Source organism: Pirellulales bacterium (assembly GCA_019694435.1).
GTDB lineage: Bacteria > Planctomycetota > Planctomycetia > Pirellulales > JAEUIK01 > JAIBBZ01.
Window position 1 is genome coordinate 15,930 of sequence record JAIBBZ010000018.1, and the last position, 19,397, is coordinate 35,326.

The following is a 19,397-nucleotide window of genomic DNA, read 5'->3' on the forward strand; positions in this document are numbered from 1 at the left end:
CTCCGGTGTGGCTGCAAGCCGAAGGGTTCGGCCGCGGTAGAATTAGTGTAGCTACGATAATGAAAAGTTCCAGGGGTTGGCCGAAGAATTCCCGTTGCTACACTTACGGCATGGCACGCCCCACTGGACCGCCCGAGGACCGCCGCAGCTACACGCTACGAATTCGCCTGAACGAAGCTGAGCGCAAGGCCATCGAGAAGGCGGGCGGCGCCCAGACCTCGACTTGGGCGAGGAATTTGCTACTGCGTGCTGCGCGGTACAAGGGCTGACTGCCGCACCTGCACAGGAGCTATGCGCATGAACAATCAAGGCTCGCCCTCGGCTGCCGATCTGCAAACGCAGGCTGAGCTGGCAACGCAGTTGGCTGTAATTCTGGACCGCTGCCGTGCGCTGGCGGATGGCTTGCCCAAGATTGAAGACCTCGAACACCTGGCACAGCTTGCTGGCGGGTTGCAATACGAACTGAGCGAGATTCGCGACTTGTGGGCCTCAGGTACGCTGCCACGCCTCGACGAGTTGCACCAATTCGAGCAGGTCGTTGGTGCCACGCTTCGCGCGCTGAAAGACACGGCTACCGCGCTCGGGCTGCCCAGCAACGACGAACTGGCCGAATTTACAAGGGGACACCTGCGGTGAGCAATCAGAACGCCCCCCACTATGAGCGTATTGACCTGTCGAAGATTCCGCCACGACGCTCAGAGCCTGCGATCAGCGGCGCCGGATTGAGCGGTGGAATCAGGTTCGCGCAATGGATTCTGGTGGCGGGCTTTGCTATTGGTCCGCCTATCTACCTTGCGTACAACCCAGCGGCCTTCACGCCACTCGTTGACACGCTGTTCTCATTGTTCTTGTTTCTTCTGGCCTACTGGATCGGATCAACAAAGGATGCGGAGTGGGTGGCGCAGCGTGTAACCGACCGCTGGCTCCCGCAGGCCGAGAGTGTTGTCTTTCGCCTAATGACGCTTAGGGCAAACGTGGAACGGTTTGCAGAGCAATCGCAGATTAGCTGCGCCAAGGCTGAGTGTGACCTGCCCGAGCTTAAAGGCGAGCCGATGCGGGCGGTGCGCATAAAATTCAAAACCGAATGCGAATCCAATGCCACGAGGCTTGTCGATATATGCCACCAGCTTGATGACGTGATTGAGGATTGGGCTCGCTTCATCTCTGCGAACTGCCAAGGCGTGGACTGCGATCGCATCTTTAGGAAAATGGAGGAGCGAAAGAGCGAATTGCGCAACGAGCTTCAGACTCAATCCATTGTCGTCGAGCCCACTGCTGCCGTGCAGTCGCAAGAGACAACGTATTAGCCGTCAATCTTGGATTTGCTTTGCTATTTCAATCTTGCATGGCGCGTGCAGGCCCAACAGCCGGTCGATTGCCATTTGAGCCCAGAGTCTGACCATGACGGGGTTACGCTGGTCGGCGACGATCGACCGATAAAATGCGTAGCTCATCGCCCGCAGCGTCTCGCGGTCAAGCTTCAGTTCGTCGAGCAGCTCACGGTCGATTGCACGGCAGCTATCGGGTAAGTGTGAATTGGCTTCCATGGTGTTGCTCCCATTCTTTGGTTGGCGCAGACCACACTTGAAGGCGCGTCAGCCTGTTGACGACGCTTCCTCGACCATCCGGCGCGTTGCACGCTGTTCGTTCATGCGGCGCAGGGCTTCGCTGGTTTCCTCGCCGAGTTGCTTGCGCAGGTCTTCAAACATGCCAAACAGCTTGTTGGCGACTTCCTCTGCAATGCGCCCTAGGTCGGCCTGCAGCTTGACCTCGATTTCGTGCCTTGCGGCCAATGCAACGTCGATGTTGGTCTGCTGGGCCCTGATGCCCTGTTGCTGAGATTGCAGCGAGGCGATGGCCGACATTTCCTGTTGGCCGAAGTGGCTGCCGAACCCAGCACGCATCGCCGCGGCCTCGGTCTGCTTGCCGATTGATTCATTGACGCTTTCGAGCCCGAGGCCTTTGAGGAGCTGCCGTTGGTCGCCTGTAAGCGTTTGACCGGCGTCAAGGGCTTGCTTGGCCAGGATCGCCTGCGACTGCTCCGCTGCTGACAGCTCGCCGAATCGCTCAGCGGCTGACTTGTACTGGTCCCGATAACGGTCGATCTGGTTTTGAATCTCGCGCGTCTGATCCTCCAGCTCACGCTTTTGCTTATGCAGCTCGCTGGTCACCTGCTGGCTGCCACGGAGCTGCTCGTCGGTATTTCGCTTTGCAATGCTGTAGCGCTCGCGCTCTAGGCTGATGCTCTCGCGCAGGGCCGTTGTGATGTCTGCGCGGCCCGCTTCCAGATTGGCGACGGCCTCGTCAGGGTTGACCCCCGCTTCGAGATCGGACCGAGCAGCAGCCATGCGCGCTCTCGCGGATCGCTGTTGCGCGCTCAGCAAAGCAGCGCGATGACCGGTTCCACCGCCGAGCTGGTCCTGAAACTCGGCGTACTGCAAGTCGAGAGCCGCGCTCTCGCGTCGGCCGCGGTCGAGGATGGCAGCTTTCTCGCGGGCGTCGGCCTCGACCTGGTTGCGGCGGTTCAGCATGTCGAGCGTGCGCTTGCGGGCTTCTTCCTCGCCATCCGTGAGCCCGAGCCATTCGCCCAGTCCCTCGCGAAACGCAGGGTTGAACCAGGCCAACGTGGCCACCACGGCGGCGAAGCCCCCAGCGATCGGCAGCGCGAGCCCTGCCAAGGTCGCGCCTGCCGAAGCGAGGGCCGCACCAGCTCGACCCAAGAGGCCGGACGCTCCGGCCGCCGCAGCGCCCTCGACGGCGCCAACGGCGGCCTGGCTGCCAAAGCCGCCGCCGCGCCTCGCCACAATCGCCGCAGCGGCCCCAGGAATTGCTTCGCCGCTCAAGGTCTCTACAACCCCCGATGACACCTCGGCGATACTCAGGGCATATCTCGCAGCCCTGGCGCTCTCTGCTGCCGTCGTCATGATCTGGTAGGCCGACGCTACCCCCTTGATCGACTTGTGCAGGCCCTCGAATACGTCGATTGCCGCGCTAAACCTCAGGAAAACGCGTAGGGCCCTTTCCAGGTCATCCTGCCCAGCGAGGCCCAGCACGGTTACGGCTTTGGCCGTCTTGACCGCGCCCTGGCCGACGTTGGTCAGCGAGTTGACGACCTTCAGCGAGTTGACGTGTGCCGTTGCCGCGAATTGGTCGTGTACGCGGATTGCCTCGTCGAAAATCTGCCGCTGCTCCGCGGCGCTCGCCCGCAGCGCGATCGCCATGTTGCCACCGAGACGGCCTACATTGGCCCCAAGCGACGCGGCCACGTCTCGGCCGGCGGACTGGTACTGACGCCGCAACTGCTCAGCCTGTTGCGCCGCGGACCGGAATGTCTGGGCGTTCTCCGGAGATTCAACGATGCGCAGCGTCGCGACGACGTCGCGGTTGTCAGACATGACTTCCCTGCCTTTCGGGAACGATTGGCTCGCAGGTCAAAGGAGGCGATTGCTGGTAGCTCGATGCGTTGCCCAGGTGGAAACGGTTTCCACCTGGGGCTAGTTGGAATCGTTGAGGCGCGCGAGGCCGTCAGCGAGCGCGCGTCGCTCGTCGGGCGTGAGGTGAGCCATCGCCTGCAGCAGCTCGGCGACGAGGCCGTGCGATGCTTCGGATAAGCCTGTCGGCGCATGATGCGCGCCGGATTGCGCGCCGCTGGCCTCGGGTGTCTGGAGCGAAGCAGTTGCCGGCAATCGTGTTGCGGAAATCGCTTCGAGTCCTACAGGGGGCACTAGCTCAATCAGGGGGCGCTGGCCCGAAACCCGTCGTCAACTATTCTTCTGTCGCCGGGGCAATCGCCCCCTCGTTCTTGGCGTTGACCCGCCCTCTAAGAATCGGGGTTCGAGTCGGAGGCGATCAACGCTCGGCATTGGAACATAGAAGGCAGTTCACTATGGCTCGCGCGCGGTTTACCGCGGAGCAGATCATCGGGCTGCTGCGTCAGGCCGAAGTGGAGGTTTCCCAGGGCCGTACGGTCGGTCAGGCTTGCAAGCCGCGTCGCGCTGCGCCTGTCCGTGGCATTGGGCCAGACGCCGGGTCTTGGTGAGCTCGGTCGTAACCCTCTGCCGTCACAGGTCCTGACGGTCTTCGAGTCGAAGCGCACCGGCCGCCTGTCGCCGGCAGAACCAGGCGCCGGCGGTCTGCAAGACATGCTCCTCATCGAACCGCGCTTGCAGGGCTCGGCTGATGCTGTGTTTGACCCGGACCTGCAAGGTGGCCATTTCCGCTGCCAGGTCTGTTGCCCCGCCGCCCCGCCAAAGTGAACCCTGCGGCAGGCAATCATTCGCCTGACCAACGCGTGGCCTGAGCGGCTCGGCATGCGTCCAGCGTCGCACTTGCAGCGGCAATCCACAGGGAGCGCGACCGACCGGAACCAGAACGGGAATCGGCGTGCCTCATGCCCGTTCTGGCCCTTGCAATCGGCGCATCCCATCCTGTCGCGCCGCGAGGGCAGCGCATCGCGCAGCGACAAGCTAGAGTTGCCCGGTCGTCAGGCGGCGATCGATATGAGTCTTTCGCGGGTAGCGCGACGCGGCACGGCCGCGCGCTGCACGGGCAGGCATGCACGCATAGATCCATTTCGGGAGTTGCTCCGCCGATGTCCACCGATCATTCTGCGCTCGACCTCGCCTGGCTGCTGATCAGCGCGGCGCTGGTGATGTTGATGCAGGCCGGCTTCTGCTGCCTTGAAAGCGGCTTTGCCCGGGCCAAGAACAGCATCAACGTCGCGATCAAGAATTTCGTCGACTTCTGCGTCGCCAGCGCCCTGTTCTGGCTGTTCGGCTTCGGGCTGATGTTCGGGGCGAGCTGGTCGGGCATCTGCGGGACCACCGAATTCGCGCTGGGGTCGCAGTCCGGAAGTTGGCTGTTGGCCTTCTTCATGTTTCAGTTGGTGTTCTGCGGCACTTCGACGACGATCATCTCGGGGGCGATCGCCGAACGCACGCGGTTTAGCGCCTATCTGTTGATCAGCGCACTCGTGTCGGGAGTGTTCTATCCGGTGTTCGGTCACTGGGCATGGGCCGGCGCCGACCGGGGCGTCGCGTCCGGGTGGCTCAATAGCATCGGCTTCATCGACTTCGCGGGCTCGACAGTCGTGCATTCGCTCGGCGGCTGGTTCGCCTTGGCGGCCGTGCTGCGAATCGGCCCGCGGATCGGACGCTTCGGCCCCCAAGGCCGCGAGATGCACGGTCACGATTTGCCGATGGCCACGCTGGGCGGGTTTCTCTTGTGGTTCGGCTGGTTCGGCTTCAACGGCGGCAGCAGCCTGGCGGTCAACGAATCGCTGCCATTGATCTTCATCAATACCAACCTGGCGGCGGCGATGGGCGGCATCATCGCGCTGGCCATCTCCTGGACCAGCACGGGCAAGCCCAACGTCGGGATGCTGATCAACGGCGCCTTGGGCGGCCTGGTCGGGATCACGGCGTCGTGCCATATCATGGAACCGGCCGCGGCGATGATCGTCGGCGGCATCGCCGGTCTGATCACCGTCCGCGGCACCCAATGGCTCGAAAGCCGACAGATTGACGACGTGGTCGGAGCGGTCCCGGTGCACGCTTTCTGCGGCGCCTGGGGCACCTGCGCCGTCGCGCTGCTGGCAGACGCGGAGCATTTCGGCAACGGACTCGATCGCTGGCAACAGCTCCTCGTGCAGTTGCAGGGCGTCGCGGCCTGCGCGGCCTGGTCGTTCGGCGGCGGCTGGCTGGTCCTGGGACTGGTAAGCCGCTGGCTTCCGCTGCGTGTCGACGCCGAAGACGAGTTGCAGGGCCTCAACGTCGCCGAACACGGGGCGACGATCGAACTGGTCGAGCTGCTCACCGAAATGCAGCATCAACGCCTGGTGGGTGATTTTTCGCGCCGCGTCAAGGTCGAACCCCACACCGAGGTCGGTCAGGTTGCGACCGAGTACAACCGCGTGCTTGAAGCCGTTTGCGGCGAGATGCTCAGCCGCGAGCAGGCCGTCGAAGCCCTGCGGCGGGCCGAAGCGCGGTATCGCAGCATTTTCGAGCACGCCGTCGAAGGCATCTTTCAGACCAGCCCGGATGGTCGCTATCTCGCGGCCAACCCGGCCCTGGCGAAAATCTACGGCTACGACTCGCCGGACGAGTTGATGAACTCGATCGAGAGTATTTCGACGCAGTTGTACGTCGATCCTCAAAGCCGGGACAAATTCGTTGAATTGATGCGGCAGACGGGCAAGGTATTCAACTTCGAGGCCGAGATCCGCCGCCGCGACGGCAGCCAGATCTGGATCGCCGAAAATGCCCGCGCCATTACCGACGAGCAAGGCTCGCTCGCCTACTACGAAGGCTCGGTGATTGACGTCACCGCGCGCAAACAGGCCGAGGAGTTCGAGCGCCAGAAAAAAGCGGCCGAAGCCGCCAACGCCGCCAAGAGCGAATTCCTGGCCAATATGAGCCACGAGATCCGCACGCCGCTCAACGGCGTAATCGGGATGCTCGACCTGCTGGCGGGCACGGCGCTCTCGCCGCAGCAGACGCGGTACGCCGGCATTGCCAAGTCATCGGCCTCGGCGCTGTTGAGCGTGATCAATCAGATCCTCGATTTCTCGAAGATCGAGGCCGGCAAGCTCGAGCTCGAACGCGCCGAGTTCGCCCTGCACGCGCTCATCGAAGAAACTTGCGACCAGTTTGTCGCGCGGATCCATGAGAAGGGGCTCGAGCTCGCCTGCCTGATCGACAGCGACGTGCCCAACGACGTCGAGGGCGATCCGGAGCGTCTGCGGCAAGTCTTGATGAACTTGATCAGCAACGCGGTCAAGTTCACCGAACGCGGTGAGGTGGTTGTGCGCGTTCGCCGGCTGGCGAGCGAATCCACGCAAGCGACTGTGGCCATCGAGGTTCGCGACAGCGGTATCGGCATCCCGCCCGACCGGGTGTCACGGCTGTTCCATTCGTTCTCCCAGGTCGATGCCTCGACCACCCGGCGGTTCGGCGGTACCGGGTTGGGCCTGGCGATCTCACGGCGGCTGGCCGTGGCCATGGGCGGCGACCTGACTGTCGAGAGCAAGCCCGGCGAGGGTTCGACGTTTCGCTTCACGCTGCCGCTCGGCGCGCCGCAACATGTCGCGGCGCGGCGACCGCTGTTGCCGAACGAGTTGCGCGGCGCGCGAGTCCTGGTCGTCGACGATAACGCCACGAATCGCGAGGTGCTGGCGACCCAGCTTGCCGGCTGGCAACTCGAACCGACGTGCACCGCCGGGGCGATGGAAGCGATCGCCGCGCTCGGCGAGGCCCAGCGGCGGCGGCATCCCTTCTCGATGGTGATCATGGACCACCAGATGCCCGAACTGGACGGCCTCGACCTGGCCGCCGAAATTCGCCAGCGGCCCGATCATGGGGACCTGCCGCTGTTGTTGCTGACTTCCTCGGGACTGGTGCTGGATCGGGCCGAACTGGAACAACACGGCCTGGTCGGCTGCTTGACCAAACCCGTGCGGCAGTCGCGCTTGTTCGACGCGGTGGTCGATTCGCTGGTAACGAGATCGAACCTGGTGAGCGAATTGCGGCTCGACGGAGCCGCGGCGGCGCCTGCCGCTGCGCGGCTCTCTGCTGCCAAGATTCTCGTGGCGGAAGACAACGAGGTAAACCAACTCGTTGTGACGGAAATCCTCGCGCGCGCCGGTTATGCCTGCCAGGTAGTCGAAAACGGCCGCCTGGCTGTCGATGCCGTCACCTCTGCCGAATTCGATCTTTTGCTGATGGACTGCCAGATGCCTGAGATGGACGGCTTCGAGGCCACACAGGCGATCCGCAGTCTCGAGGCGGCTGCCGGCGGCGGCCGATCGCGGTTGCCCATCGTCGCCCTGACGGCCAGCGCCGTCCAAGGAGATCGCGAGCGGTGCCTCGGCGTCGGCATGGACCAGTACATCACCAAGCCGATCGACCCCACACAATTGTTGGAAGTCGTCGAAGCGCTGTTGGGCGAGGTCCTGGGGACGCCTTCCGTGGCGCATACGCCCGAGGCGCCCGCAGTCGATTCCGCCCTCGCCTCGCCGCCGGCCGCCGCCGACGTCGCGGAAGCGGCGCCTACCAAGCCAGCCGAGACACAGCCCGTGGACACGAGTGCCTCGCCGCTGGTGTTCGACGCTACGGCCTTGCATGACCGCTGTCTGGGCGACGAAGCCCTGGTCCGGCGCGTCGTCAGCCGGTTTGCGGAGAAGTGCCCCGAGGTCTTGGAGTCGATCGAGCAAGCCCTGGCCGCGGGCAACCTGCCCGGCCTGGCGAGTGCAGCCCATGTGCTCAAAGGCATGGCGGCGAACCTGTCCGCGGTGGCGGTTGCGAATTCGGCGGGACGCTTGGAAGCCGCGGCCCGCGCAACGGATATGGCCGCTTGCCAGCTGCATCTGGTGCTGCTGCGCAAGGAGATCTCTCGCGCCCTGAGCGCCGCTGAGCAGCTCGCGGGCGAATGCAGCAGCGGCATACTCTCAGCGAACCCAGGCGAGAACTAGTATGCGAATCCTGATCGTCGATGACGATGAAATCGCCATCGAAATGCTGAGCCATGCCCTGCAACTTGCCGGGTACGAGGTTCAGTCTGCTACCAACGGGCACGATGCGCTCGAGCTCGTCCGCCAGGGCGACTGCCGCCTCGTCATCACCGACTGGGAGATGCCGAGACTGACGGGCATCGAACTCTGCGAGGCCCTGCGCGCCGAGGACTGCGGCGGCTACATCTACATCATTCTGCTCACCAGCCGTTGCGGTTCCGACGAGATCGTCGCCGGGCTCTCGGCCGGCGCCGACGATTTCATCGCCAAGCCGTTCGATCCCGCGGAACTCGTGGCCCGGGTACGGGCCGGCGAGCGGGTGCTGTCGCTCGAGACCCGCGAAGTCGCGATTTTCGCCATGGCCAAGCTGGCCGAATCGCGCGATCCTGAAACCGGCGCGCATTTGGAACGCGTCCGCAGCTACTCGCGCGTGCTGGCCCAGCAATTGGCGACGCAAAGCAAATTTCGTGGCCAGATCGACGCCGAATTCATCCGCTTGATCTATCTCACCAGCCCCCTGCACGACATCGGCAAAGTCGGCATTCCGGACAGTGTCTTGCTCAAGCCGGGCCGCCTGAGCGACGCCGAGTTCGAGATCATGAAGACCCACGCCGCGATTGGCGAAGCGACTCTCGACGCGGCCCGCGAGCGCTTTCCCGAGGCCAAGTTCCTCACCATGGCCCGCGACATCGCCGCCGCGCACCACGAGCGTTGGGACGGCCAGGGCTACCCGCGCAAGCTCGTCGCCGAGCAGATTCCGCTGGCGGCACGGATCGTCGCCTTGGCAGACGTCTACGACGCGCTGACCTCGCGGCGCGTCTACAAGCAGGCGTTTCAACATCACATTTCCCGGGCGATCGTGATCGACGAATCCGGCAGCCACTTCGACCCGGACGTGGTCGAGGCGTTCCTGGCGCGCGAGACCGATTTCATCGCCATCGCCGAACGCTACGGCCAGGGCGCCGCCGTCGGCCTGGAAGGCGCTGCCTGCAATTGACGACGCTTCTCCGTGGGCCGACCCGGTCGGCGCCATCCGGCTGAGCACGGGCGATTGCGACGCGCGGCTGCGCACTCCGGCTCAGACGCTTGACGCGGCCTCGCCGGGCCCGCCTACTGTGGGCCATGCGCACTTGTCTGAAAATCGTCGACGTCGCCTTGACGCTCAACGTGTCGGTGCCCAAGGTCCTTGCCGGGATCGAGACGGGCGGGCTCCGGGCGATGGGCGTGGCCGAGCATGACTTCGCCCGCTTCCGCACGGCACGGCAAAAGCACCACGGCCGTTTCCGCCAGCGAACTAGGGCGGCACAGCCAGGTGTGGATGCCATGTTTCACGCGCCGACTGTCGGCGCGCCGCCGCTTGTCGATCGACGTTGGCGGTCGGAACCCTAGGGCGAACTTGCATCGGGCTCCGCAGCGCTCGTGGCGGTGAAGTCTGGATGGGTTGCGAGTTCAAGGCCGTCACGTACCAACTTTGCCCCGAGGAGTCGGATATGCCCGTGCCGGTCGCTGAACCGCAAACGCCGTTGCGCGCCTGGGTCGTGGTGGGCGCCGGCACCTCGGTGAATCTCTGCCTGGGTATCCTCTACGCGTGGAGCGTGTGGAAGGCGAACCTCGTGGCCAAGCCCGAGCATCCGGCCGGCTCGGCGATGACAGGGCTCAACGCCGGTTGGTCGTATCTCACCGATGCCCAGGCCACGTGGGCCTATGCAATCTGCGGCCTCACGTTTGCCGTGTGCATGATTCCCGGCGGGATGTTGCAAGACCGGTTCGGCCCGCGCCTGGGTGCGACGCTCGGCGGATTGCTGCTCGGCGGCGGATGCATCCTCGCCGGTCTCGGGCGCAGCTACCTGGCACTGGTCGCCGGGTTCGGTTTGCTGGGGGGCATCGGCATGGGCCTGGGCTACGCCGCGGCGACGCCGGCCGCGGTCAAATGGTTCGGTCCGCATCGGCGCGGACTCGTGGCGGGCCTGGTGGTCGCCGGATACGGGGCGGCGGCCATCTACATTGCGCCGGCCGCGAAGTACCTGATTGCCCAGTGGGGCATCAGCGGCAGCTTCATCGGGCTGGGCATCTGCTTCGCGATTGTGATCGTCACCGCGGCGCAGTTTTTGTTTGCGCCGGGCGCCGATTACCAGCCAGCACCGCCGACGGCGGTCGCGCAAGCGGCCACGGCCAGGTCGGCCGCTTCGCGAACCGCCGTGCAGTGGTCGCCGCGCGCCATGCTCGGCACCTGGCAGTACTATGCGATGCTGTTGATGTTCGTGGCCTCGGCCCAAAGTGGCCTGTTGGTGATCGCCAACGCCGCCCCGATCCTCAACGAAACCGCGCAAGGCGTCGGCTTCTTGGCGGCCAACGCGTGGCTGTTGGCGTCGTACGGTGGCGCGGTCAACGCCGCGGGCCGCGTCGGTACGGGCATCTATTCCGATCGGATCGGGCGGAACCGCGCCTACCTGATCAACGGCCTCGCCGCCGTCGGCTGCCTGCTGCTGATGCCGACGATCATTCGCTCGGGCAGCGCCGCGCTGCTGTTCCTCGCGGTCGGCGTGGCCTACTGGCAATACGGCGGCGGACTGGCTCTGATGCCGGCACTGACGGCCGATTACTTCGGCGCCAACGACCTAGGCACGAAATACGGCCTCGTATTCCTCGGCTGGGGCATCGCGTTTCTGGTCCCCCAATTCGCCGGCTACATCCGCGACCTCACCGGCAATCTCGACTACGCCTTCTACTTCTCCGGCCTGCTGATGCTCGCGGCAGTGGTTCTCAGCCGGATGGTCCAGCGGCCCGGTGGCGAGGCGGGGTAATCGTCGCCCCAACGGATAAGTGTGCGAACAATCGCCTTGGCCCTTGCCAGCGTTCGGAGAGTTGGTGCAACGCGCATTGTCTGGCTTCCCATGCCACGCTCGAGGAATTGGAGGGTACGGTCTTGGACAAATTCAAACACGCTGTTTGGGCGGAATTGGACTTGCTGGTGGCCAAGGGGTTACAGATGGCGTAAGTCTTGCGCCTCTCAGCCGCGCGATCTATCACACCGCCTCTTGCGACGCGCCTGAGGTTTGGTACTCTGCCCTCCAGGTTGGGGGTGGCCAGGCAGCCAAACGGTGCATCATGCCGCGACGCTCTGTCCCGGCGATTTTCGCCGCTATGGGGCTGTCGATCTGCACACTTGCCACCCTCCTCGCTGCGAAGCGAACTCGCGACGGTGCGAAATCCATCGTTCGGCGACTCTAAGGCAACCTCGCGCAGGCAACGACATGTCCTACTTGCGGCTCAGCACAAATCCAGCTCGGTCACGATCCGATTGTTTTCAGCAGCCAAGGCGTTGATGGCGATTGCTAGAAAGGCAGTGGTGGGTCAGATGTCAAGAATGCCAAGCTCCATGACTATATTGATTCACGGACGTTGGTCTACGAGCAACCGGTGGTATAGGCCAGGCAGTTCGTTTCACGACTACATCCATCAACATGGATTCTCCGACGTGTACTCCGGTGACGACTATTTTTACTGGTCCGGAGAAAACGTTGATCGAAAGCGTGCTGCAAAAGAGCTGATTCAGTGGTGCAAGGACCATCCAGCACGCAAATATAGATTGATGGGCCATAGTCAAGGTGCGAATGTGGCGAATTGGCTTACACAGCTGATTCGCCCATCGGACGGAATTGACGTCTGCACCTTGGTTCACTTGTGTCCAGTTGCTGTCAGAGAGTTTCTTCCAAACCTAAGCAATCTGTCGAGTGGTGAGTTCTTCACCGTTCACCCCATACGCGACTTGGTAGTGCAGCGACATCCAAACGCAGATCAAGACTATCAAAACTACCAAGCCCTCCGCGATCACGAAACCGTCGTGTTTTGTGGGCCTAGGGGGCACTATTCATCGGTTGATGAAGACAAGTGGGACGAATACGGGATCGGTGACGCCGTTACAACGGTGTGCCGGGTGCGTAGCTCGGTCCCTTCGATGAAGCACAGGAGTGTCGTCAAAAGGCGATCCAATGTTCGCTCGCTCGCTAAGATCAGTAAGAGAGGGCGGCCGCAAAGGTGACTTGGAGTTTGTTAGCTATACAGCAGGCGACCAGGATGCTTTGGGGTTCCGTGTTGAATGGTTGATTCGATTAGGGGTGCGGCGCTATGGCGAAATTCCATCTTCGCCTAACGTGCGCGTTCATGCTGGCTAGCGACGAGTTGTGGCCGATCGCGCAGAGTCTATGCTGCGAACAGACGATGTGTGTGGCTTGGCTATATCTTGCTGGCATGAGTTCGCCGCGTTCGCGCAGCGTTCGGGTTGGTTCCGCGATTTTCGGCCATGAGCGTGGCCGTGCCCCCGGGGAAGTTGATGTCCAGCAGGGCCCATTGGTCGGGCGATAGATTTTTAGATTCAAGGCCGCCGCGAGGGCGTCGATCGAGGTTGGCGCATCGACTGCACCGCACTTTGCACGGACAAGATTTTCTGACGCTTCCTGTCCACTATGCTCATATGGACTAGTGGAGCTCACTGCGAGTCCTGCAGAGCCAGTCAACGATGACACCAAGTGAGGCGTTTTGATGAATTCGGCCCCGCTGTTTCCGGTGGGAGAGTATTTGCCGGAGCCGGGGCTCACAGCGCAGCGGCGCGAAGAGCTGATCGCCGAGTTTGCCGCGCTGCCGGCGCGGGTGCGCGCGTGCGTCGAGCACTTGACCGACGCGCAGCTCGAAACGCGGTACCGCAATTGGACCGTCCGCCAGATCGTCCATCACCTGGCCGACAGCCACGTGAACGCCTATGCCCGGCTGCGGCTGGCGCTGACCGAAGATCGGCCCACGATCAAGCCATACGACGAGTCACGCTGGGCCGAGCTCGTCGACGCCCGCCAGGGGCCGCTCGCTCCTTCGCTCGATCTGCTCGCGGCCTTGCATGTGCGGACGGCGGCGCTGTGGCGTTCGCTCGGCGACGAGCAATTCGAGCGGAGTTACCTCCACCCAGAGTATGGCCACACGGTTACGCTTGCCGAGATGCTCGCGGGCTACGCCCACCACGGGCGGCATCACCTGGGCCAGGTCGAATGGCTGGCCCGGCGCGAGGGCTGGTAGGCCGCAGCGCTTCTTAGCGCCGGCCGCGGGTGCCGGGCTGTTGGGCGACACCGCCGCCGGAGCCCTGGTACACGGCCACGTCGTCGACGATCCACTTGGGCGACCATTGGCCGCTACGGCTGTCGTTCCAGATGTCGAAGAACAGCTCGTCGATCCGTTCGCAGTGGAAGCCGTAGGGGAAGTGCGACGCGAGGTGATCGGCGCTGGTCAGGTCGGCCGTGCCGGGGTGGGCGAAGTAGTGCACGCGCCCATCGGGCGAGAACGACATGCCCAACGTCCACCAGCCGGTCTGCTTGATGGGCAACTTGTAATAGTCTTCACCCCGCTCGCCGGCGCGAATGAGCAGGTAGGGGTGGTCTTCCTGGTCCTGGCGGTGATGGCCTTCGTAGAGTTGGAAGAACAGGCCCGGCCAGTAGCCTTCAGTCTTGCGTTCGGTCTTCGACCGGCCCCAGCGGCTTTCGACCTGCTTCGTGCGCGTGCCCATCGCCGAGGCGCGGAAGGCGAAGTGCGAGCCGTCGCGCTGCTGCCACTCGTCGACCGGCGGCACGAAGACGCGCACCACCATGCTCGGCGACATGCTCGGGTAGAGCGACTGGCCCAGGCTGCGGCCGATGTTGAGGAACAGGTCGTCCTGCTCGGCCTCGTTGCTCACACGGCCTGGAACGCCGGCGTGCAGCGTGGCGATTTCCAACGCGCCGGTGCTGCCTTCGAGGCCACCCTCGGGAGTCGTCACGCGGCGAATCAGGTCGGGATGGCCACGGCCGGGCCCTTCGAGCCAGAGGCCGTTCGTCGAGCCGCCCATCGGCGGGCGCGAGCTATTGTCGAGCTCACTGCTGGCCTTGGGATTGTTGAACACGTAGGTCCACTTCTGGTCTTCGAAATCGTCGCTGGCGCGGGTGAGCTTCGTGCCACGGCCGGGGATCGGCAGGTAGTCGTACGCGCGGGCCGCGGGCGCGGCTGCTAGCACGGCCAAGAGAGCACAGGCAACCGAAAATCGAGACGAGCGGGCAAGCGAGGCGTCCATGCTGACCAATCCGTGGCAGGCGTGACGAACGGGCGCCGTTTCCCTGGCACCCAGAAGACAGACGGCTGCCGGGCGCGAGATTCGGGCGCGCGACGGCAGTCGCTTGGGGTGGTATCGACCTGACGAAGCCCGAGCCTTACGCGTTTTGGCCCTGATCGGGCGGCTCTCGTCGCTAGCGGCGCCCGGTCGGGTTTAGCGTTTGGAGAAGGTACCGGTGATCTCGACGTTGAGCCGGCCCTGATTGTCGCTCGGGTCGCTGTCATACATGCGCAACAAGAGCTGTCCGGGAAGTTCGGCCACGAACTCATACTGCGAGCCGACCAGAAACGGCTTGGCTTTCTCCGGATCCTCCGTGGCGATCATGCCCACGAGGGCGCCCAGGTTGAAATCGCGCAGCTCTTCGGGAATCTGCATGCCGTCGGCCGAGAGCCGATGGACCATGCGAAAGGTCCACTCGCCTGCGGCCTTGATGCGCACGGGCCGTCCGGGTTCGACGAACACGCCCGTCGGCTGCCAGCCTCCATCGGCCTGCACGTCGAGCACGCGGCGATCGGCCGTGGCCTCACGCTGGCGGATCTCGTCGAGCTTTTTCACCGCCGGCGGGTAGTTCGGCACCAGCTTGAGAATCTGCACGTAGACGTCCCGCGCCTTGCCGATGTCGGCGGTCCGCTCGTATTCGCCGGCCAGTTTCTCGGCCTTCGTGACGAAATCGCGATGCAGTGCTAGGAGCCGCGGATCGGACGGCAGCTCGACCGCGGGCGGCGCTTCCGGTTGGCCAGGGCCGCCAGGCGGCGCGTTGGCGTTCTCCCCGCCGGCAGGATTGTTCGCGGCGCCCGCCGCAGCACGCTGGCGCCCGTTGCGCGGATTCCGCTGCGGCGCTTGCGCCGAGGCCGTCGCGGGGAATCCCGTGCCGGTTGCTCCGGAAAAATACGCGCGTTCGCAGCAGAGCGTCAGTAACACGATGGCCACGACGCAGCCTGTCTGCCGGGCCGTGCCCAGCGGTCTACGGAGTTTCATCGGTCAGCTTCTCCCAGCGAATAGTGCCGCGCGGTGATTCGCCGGTCAGGCGGCGAACTATTGCGAGCCGGCGTCGGGGCGCGGGCCCTGACCCCGGGTGTTGAGCCAATCCTCGGCGATGCGCAGGTCGTCGATTACGCGGCCGCCGACCACCGTTTCTTCGACGATCCTCGGCACATCCTCGACCCGGACCCGGCCATACCAGATTTCCTGCGGATAGATCACCACCGTGGGCCCGAGTTCACATTGTTCGAGGCAGCCGGCCTGGTTGGCGCGAACCAACGGCTTGAGGCCACGGCGCTCGATCTCGGCTTTGAACGCACTGCGCAGCGCGTCGGAGCCGTCGGGATTGCAGCAGCCGCGGCTATGGCCGGGCTCGCGCCGATTGCCGCAGATGAAGATATGGTGCGTGAATTTGGGCATGCCATGCATCTTACGACGCGAAGGCCGAAGTGGCCAAATCGGCCGGCGATCGCCAGGAGCGCGACGAGGTGCGAATCGCCGCTGCGGCTTGCGCGCGAGCTTGCTGCTTTATAGCCCGCGGGTGAGCCAGGCGAGCAGCAGATAGATGGCGCCCATGAAACCGACGATCCACAGCGCCGTGCGGCCCGCATGAGGCAGGATCTGCGTCATCGCTTCGTGTCGCGTGGCGGCATAGACCAGGCTGACCACCACGACCAGTGGCGCCGCGTACCACAGATCGTGGGCAATGGCCCAAACGAAGCAGGTCGATAACAGGCTGGGAGACATGCCGGGCGTACTCGTCTTGGGCAGGGGAACGCGGATCGTAGTGCTAGACCGGCGCGGGCTTATGCTTGTCTTCGTCGGGCTGGCCGCGCGATTGGGCTTGTTCTTCGTCTTCTTCGTCGCGGATATAGGCCGGACCGCCGAAGGCATCGTAGATGGCCAACACGTTCAACAGGCCGGCGACCATCGTGTAAACGGTGCCCAACTCGAAGAAGCGGTGCAGACGCTTGTGAATGGCATCGAGCGCATGTTTGTCTTTCGGCGGGGCATACCAGCCGCCGAAAAACGGCTCGTGATCTGCCGCGACCCGCCGGGCTTGCACCAGGGCCGGCATCGCCACCAGGCCGGCGCCAAGCTGACACAAGTACGGCAAGCGCTTCTGGTCCGCGTTCCAGGCCGCATAGACCACGCGGCCGTCGCCCAGGAACAGTCCATAGAAAAAGGTGCTCAGGATGCACACGGCCAACAGCGCGCCTTTCGCAAAGCGGCCCTGATAGACGTGTCCGGCACCAGGGATCAGCCACGCCAAGAACGCGGCAAACGCCGGATCGCGCAGCTTGACTTCGGCAGGTGGGTCGGCCATGCAGATCGCTCGAGGGCCCGGGGTGTGCGGCTGGGTAGGTGTCTGTTGTTCGGCCCGACCGACAAAACCTTGGGCGGCCAGGTCAGCGAACCAGGCAACTATTGTAGGGGCAGGGTCGATCGACGCCAGATCGAACGCCCGGCGGTAAGCGGCGCGCCGGCGCGATAGCATGCTGGGATGCTCGATCGGTTCTACAGCGAAACCCCGCTCGCCGGTGATCTCGCAACGCTCGCGGGCGCCGAGGCGCATCATTTGGCAGGCGTCTTGCGCGCCGCGCCAGGCGACGAGTTGGTCGTGTTCGACGGCCGCGGCGGCGAGTATCTGGCCCGCGTGGCCGGGGTGCGCCGCGACCGGGTCGAGCTGTTGCTGGTCGAGCGTCGCGATATCGAGCGCGAGGCCGTCCGGTCGTTGACGTTGGCCGTCGCGCTGCCCAAGGGCGAGCGCCAACGGTGGTTGGTCGAAAAGGTCGTCGAACTGGGCGTGGCCCGGCTGGTACCGTTGATCACGCAGCGCGGCGTGGCGCAACCGACCGCCGAGGCTTTGGCGCGACTGCGTCGCGCCGTGATCGAGGCCTCGAAGCAATGCGGCCGCAACCGGCTGATGGAGATCGCCGAGCCGCGGCGACTTGGCGAGTTCGCCGCGCCCGGCGAGGTTGGCTGGATCGCCCATCCCAGCGCTGAGCGGCGCGTGCGGGAACTCGTCGGCAGCTTGTCGCCCGCGCAGACCGTGGCGGTGGCCATCGGACCCGAGGGCGGGTTCGCGGCCGAGGAATTCGAGCAAGCCCGCGCGGTCGGTGCGATCCCGGTTGGTTTGGGCGAACGCATCTTGCGCGTCGAGACCGCGGCCTTGGCCGTTGCGGCCGTGATCCTGTCTTGACGCCTCGGCCCCGGGGGCGGCGAGGCGTTGGGGCGTCCTAGAACCGCCCGCGCCAGTTGAGCTCGAAGTCGTACAGTTCGGCGATCTCGGCCGCGGTCCTTGCCCTCAGGTTCGTGAACCGGTCGTACAGCGCTTCGGTATCGCGCACGCCCAGGCCGGCCAAGAGCCGGAACTTGTGGGCCAGCAGATCGTCGAGCAGTCCGCTCGTGTTGCGGGCATGGCCGACCGGGTACATCACCAGGCCGCTGTCGAGGTGCCCCAGGTCGGCGTGGTCGATGGCCAACGAGGTGGGAATACCGTCCGGGTAGCGGTCGTCGTATTCCTGGCCGCCGTGGCGGAAGTCGATGCGCTGCATGATCCGCCGGGTCAGCGGTTCGTGCAGGGCCTGATCGTTGTAGTCCTCGGGCACGAGCATCAGCTCTTTCCAACCGCCGCAGCGCTGTTGATAGGCCTTGCGCATCAAGGTGGCGATGATGTAGACCATCGAGTGGTCGGCGCTTTGCCGGGTGCGCGGGTCGCGCTTGGCCGGATCGCCGATGATGCCGAAAGCCGGCTCGTAGATCGTGATCTGCACGGACTTCAGCCGACCTTCGTCGTCGACCAGCGTGGGGTTGGCCGCGAGCAGGTCCATGAGTCCCTGGATGGCGCCGGCCGACTGGTGTTCGTACAGGCCCAGCTTGAAGTGCATCCCCATCACGGCGAAATCGTCGCCCGCGGCGCCCAGGGCCAGATCGAAGGGGCTTTCGCCCTTGGCGGCTGGCTTTTCGAACAGGCAGAAGATCGCCTCGGGGTTGCGAAAGATGTCGGCCGGACCGACGAACCCGCGCAGCGCCCGCCGGGCACTGAGCACGGCCACTTCGGTGCTGATCGCAGCCGAGGCGCCCTTCGAGTCGGACAATTGCTTGCCGTGCCGGATGGCGCGGAAGGGGATGTAGTGGGCCACGACCAGGCCGATCGCCGACTCGATCTGATCGACCGTGCCGCCCAACGCCGCGCCGAAGCCGGCCGCCGAAGCGATCGCGCCGTGTACGACGTGGTCGATCTTGTAATTCTTCAGGGCGAATACCTCGGCCAGCCGGCCGCGGATTTCGTCGATGGCGATCATGGCTCGAACGGTCTGCCGGCCGTCCCAGCCGCAGAGTTGCCCGGCCGCCACGGCCACGGGGTAGAAGTCGTTGTGCCCAAACTCGCCGCGGGTGTAACCGCGGGTGGGGTTGAAGCCGAAGTTGGTGCCGTTGGAGTCCCATTCGCGGACCGCCGAGCTGTTGGCCAGCACCGCCTTTTCCGGCGCGAGCCGCACCTTCGATCCGAACACCGGGACGCCCGGGAAGCCGTCGGGCACGCGATACTCGAGCGCCTCTTGCCGCAGGACGTTGGGGGCATTGGTGCCACAGGCCAGGGCCGATACGCCGCAGGCAATGCTGTCGACGTGGAACCGCTCGGTCATCGCAAACACGGCCTCGCTCGGCTCGCCCTGGTTGCCGGCCAGGAAGTCGATCGCATATTGCCCGATGCCCCGGGCCTGGTTTTCGTTGCGCGGCAAGAAGACTTCGCGATTACTCACACCGATTCTCCAC

The 19,397-nt window shown here is 64.6% G+C and carries 17 protein-coding genes; 8 read left to right on the forward strand and 9 right to left on the reverse strand.

Going from position 1 to position 19,397, the window contains the following annotated elements; genetic code table 11:
- Positions 1 to 297: 297 nt before the first annotated feature.
- Both K1X74_14195 and K1X74_14200 read left to right on the forward strand, forming a co-directional pair.
- Positions 298 to 636: a hypothetical protein gene (locus K1X74_14195; GenBank protein ID MBX7167476.1), complete on the forward strand. Its 339-nt coding sequence runs from the start codon at positions 298 to 300 to the stop codon at positions 634 to 636.
- On the forward strand, positions 633 to 1,307 hold the full coding sequence (locus tag K1X74_14200) for a hypothetical protein (GenBank protein MBX7167477.1): 675 nt from the start codon (positions 633 to 635) through the stop codon (positions 1,305 to 1,307). Before K1X74_14195 ends, K1X74_14200 begins: the two co-directional genes overlap by 4 nt.
- A 3-nt stretch (positions 1,308 to 1,310) precedes the next feature.
- Here the strand turns inward: K1X74_14200 and K1X74_14205 are convergent, their stop codons facing one another.
- The 3 genes from K1X74_14205 to K1X74_14215 all read right to left on the reverse strand — a co-directional run bounded on the left by K1X74_14205 (position 1,311) and on the right by K1X74_14215 (position 4,214).
- A complete protein-coding gene (locus tag K1X74_14205; GenBank protein ID MBX7167478.1) occupies positions 1,311 to 1,547 on the reverse strand; it encodes a hypothetical protein in 237 nt (78 codons plus the stop codon).
- Between the two features lie 48 nt (positions 1,548 to 1,595).
- Positions 1,596 to 3,395, reverse strand: a complete 1,800-nt coding sequence (locus tag K1X74_14210) for a hypothetical protein (GenBank protein MBX7167479.1) — start codon at positions 3,393 to 3,395, stop codon at positions 1,596 to 1,598.
- 666 nt (positions 3,396 to 4,061) lie between these two features.
- Positions 4,062 to 4,214 (reverse strand): hypothetical protein, encoded by a 153-nt coding sequence (locus K1X74_14215; GenBank protein ID MBX7167480.1) that lies wholly within the window; start codon positions 4,212 to 4,214, stop codon positions 4,062 to 4,064.
- A gap of 377 nt (positions 4,215 to 4,591) precedes the next feature.
- Between K1X74_14215 and amt the strand changes: the two genes are divergently transcribed.
- From amt to K1X74_14240, 5 genes are all read left to right on the forward strand, one after another.
- Positions 4,592 to 8,467, forward strand: a complete 3,876-nt coding sequence (amt, locus tag K1X74_14220; GenBank protein ID MBX7167481.1) for an ammonium transporter — start codon at positions 4,592 to 4,594, stop codon at positions 8,465 to 8,467.
- A 1-nt stretch (position 8,468) separates the two neighbouring features.
- Positions 8,469 to 9,503: a response regulator gene (locus K1X74_14225; GenBank protein MBX7167482.1), complete on the forward strand. Its 1,035-nt coding sequence runs from the start codon at positions 8,469 to 8,471 to the stop codon at positions 9,501 to 9,503.
- Positions 9,504 to 9,661: 158 nt separating this feature from the next.
- The gene (locus K1X74_14230) at positions 9,662 to 9,895 is read left to right on the forward strand and encodes a hypothetical protein (protein MBX7167483.1); all 234 of its coding nucleotides are present in this window, start codon (positions 9,662 to 9,664) and stop codon (positions 9,893 to 9,895) included.
- Positions 9,896 to 9,996: 101 nt separating this feature from the next.
- Complete coding sequence (locus K1X74_14235; GenBank protein MBX7167484.1) at positions 9,997 to 11,310, forward strand: MFS transporter; 1,314 nt, start codon at positions 9,997 to 9,999, stop codon at positions 11,308 to 11,310.
- 1,738 nt (positions 11,311 to 13,048) lie between these two features.
- Complete coding sequence (locus K1X74_14240; protein ID MBX7167485.1) at positions 13,049 to 13,573, forward strand: putative metal-dependent hydrolase; 525 nt, start codon at positions 13,049 to 13,051, stop codon at positions 13,571 to 13,573.
- A 13-nt stretch (positions 13,574 to 13,586) separates the two neighbouring features.
- Here the strand turns inward: K1X74_14240 and K1X74_14245 are convergent, their stop codons facing one another.
- From K1X74_14245 to K1X74_14265, 5 genes are all read right to left on the reverse strand, one after another.
- Complete coding sequence (locus K1X74_14245) at positions 13,587 to 14,597, reverse strand: hypothetical protein (protein MBX7167486.1); 1,011 nt, start codon at positions 14,595 to 14,597, stop codon at positions 13,587 to 13,589.
- A 192-nt stretch (positions 14,598 to 14,789) separates the two neighbouring features.
- On the reverse strand, positions 14,790 to 15,614 hold the full coding sequence (locus tag K1X74_14250; protein MBX7167487.1) for a hypothetical protein: 825 nt from the start codon (positions 15,612 to 15,614) through the stop codon (positions 14,790 to 14,792).
- Between the two features lie 57 nt (positions 15,615 to 15,671).
- Positions 15,672 to 16,037, reverse strand: coding sequence for a (2Fe-2S) ferredoxin domain-containing protein (locus K1X74_14255; protein ID MBX7167488.1), 366 nt, complete (start codon positions 16,035 to 16,037; stop codon positions 15,672 to 15,674).
- Positions 16,038 to 16,145: 108 nt separating this feature from the next.
- A complete protein-coding gene (locus K1X74_14260) occupies positions 16,146 to 16,325 on the reverse strand; it encodes a hypothetical protein (protein ID MBX7167489.1) in 180 nt (59 codons plus the stop codon).
- Positions 16,326 to 16,407: 82 nt separating this feature from the next.
- On the reverse strand, positions 16,408 to 16,944 hold the full coding sequence (locus K1X74_14265) for a hypothetical protein (protein ID MBX7167490.1): 537 nt from the start codon (positions 16,942 to 16,944) through the stop codon (positions 16,408 to 16,410).
- A 177-nt stretch (positions 16,945 to 17,121) separates the two neighbouring features.
- Here K1X74_14265 and K1X74_14270 point away from each other — a divergent pair, with 177 nt between their 5' ends.
- Positions 17,122 to 17,820 carry a 16S rRNA (uracil(1498)-N(3))-methyltransferase gene (locus tag K1X74_14270; GenBank protein ID MBX7167491.1) on the forward strand — a complete coding sequence of 233 codons (699 nt, stop codon included), beginning with the start codon at positions 17,122 to 17,124 and terminating at the stop codon, positions 17,818 to 17,820.
- A 37-nt stretch (positions 17,821 to 17,857) separates the two neighbouring features.
- On the opposite strand, the gene K1X74_14275 is transcribed toward K1X74_14270, so the two are convergent.
- The gene (locus tag K1X74_14275; protein ID MBX7167492.1) at positions 17,858 to 19,384 is read right to left on the reverse strand and encodes an MmgE/PrpD family protein; all 1,527 of its coding nucleotides are present in this window, start codon (positions 19,382 to 19,384) and stop codon (positions 17,858 to 17,860) included.
- Positions 19,385 to 19,397 lie beyond the last annotated feature (13 nt).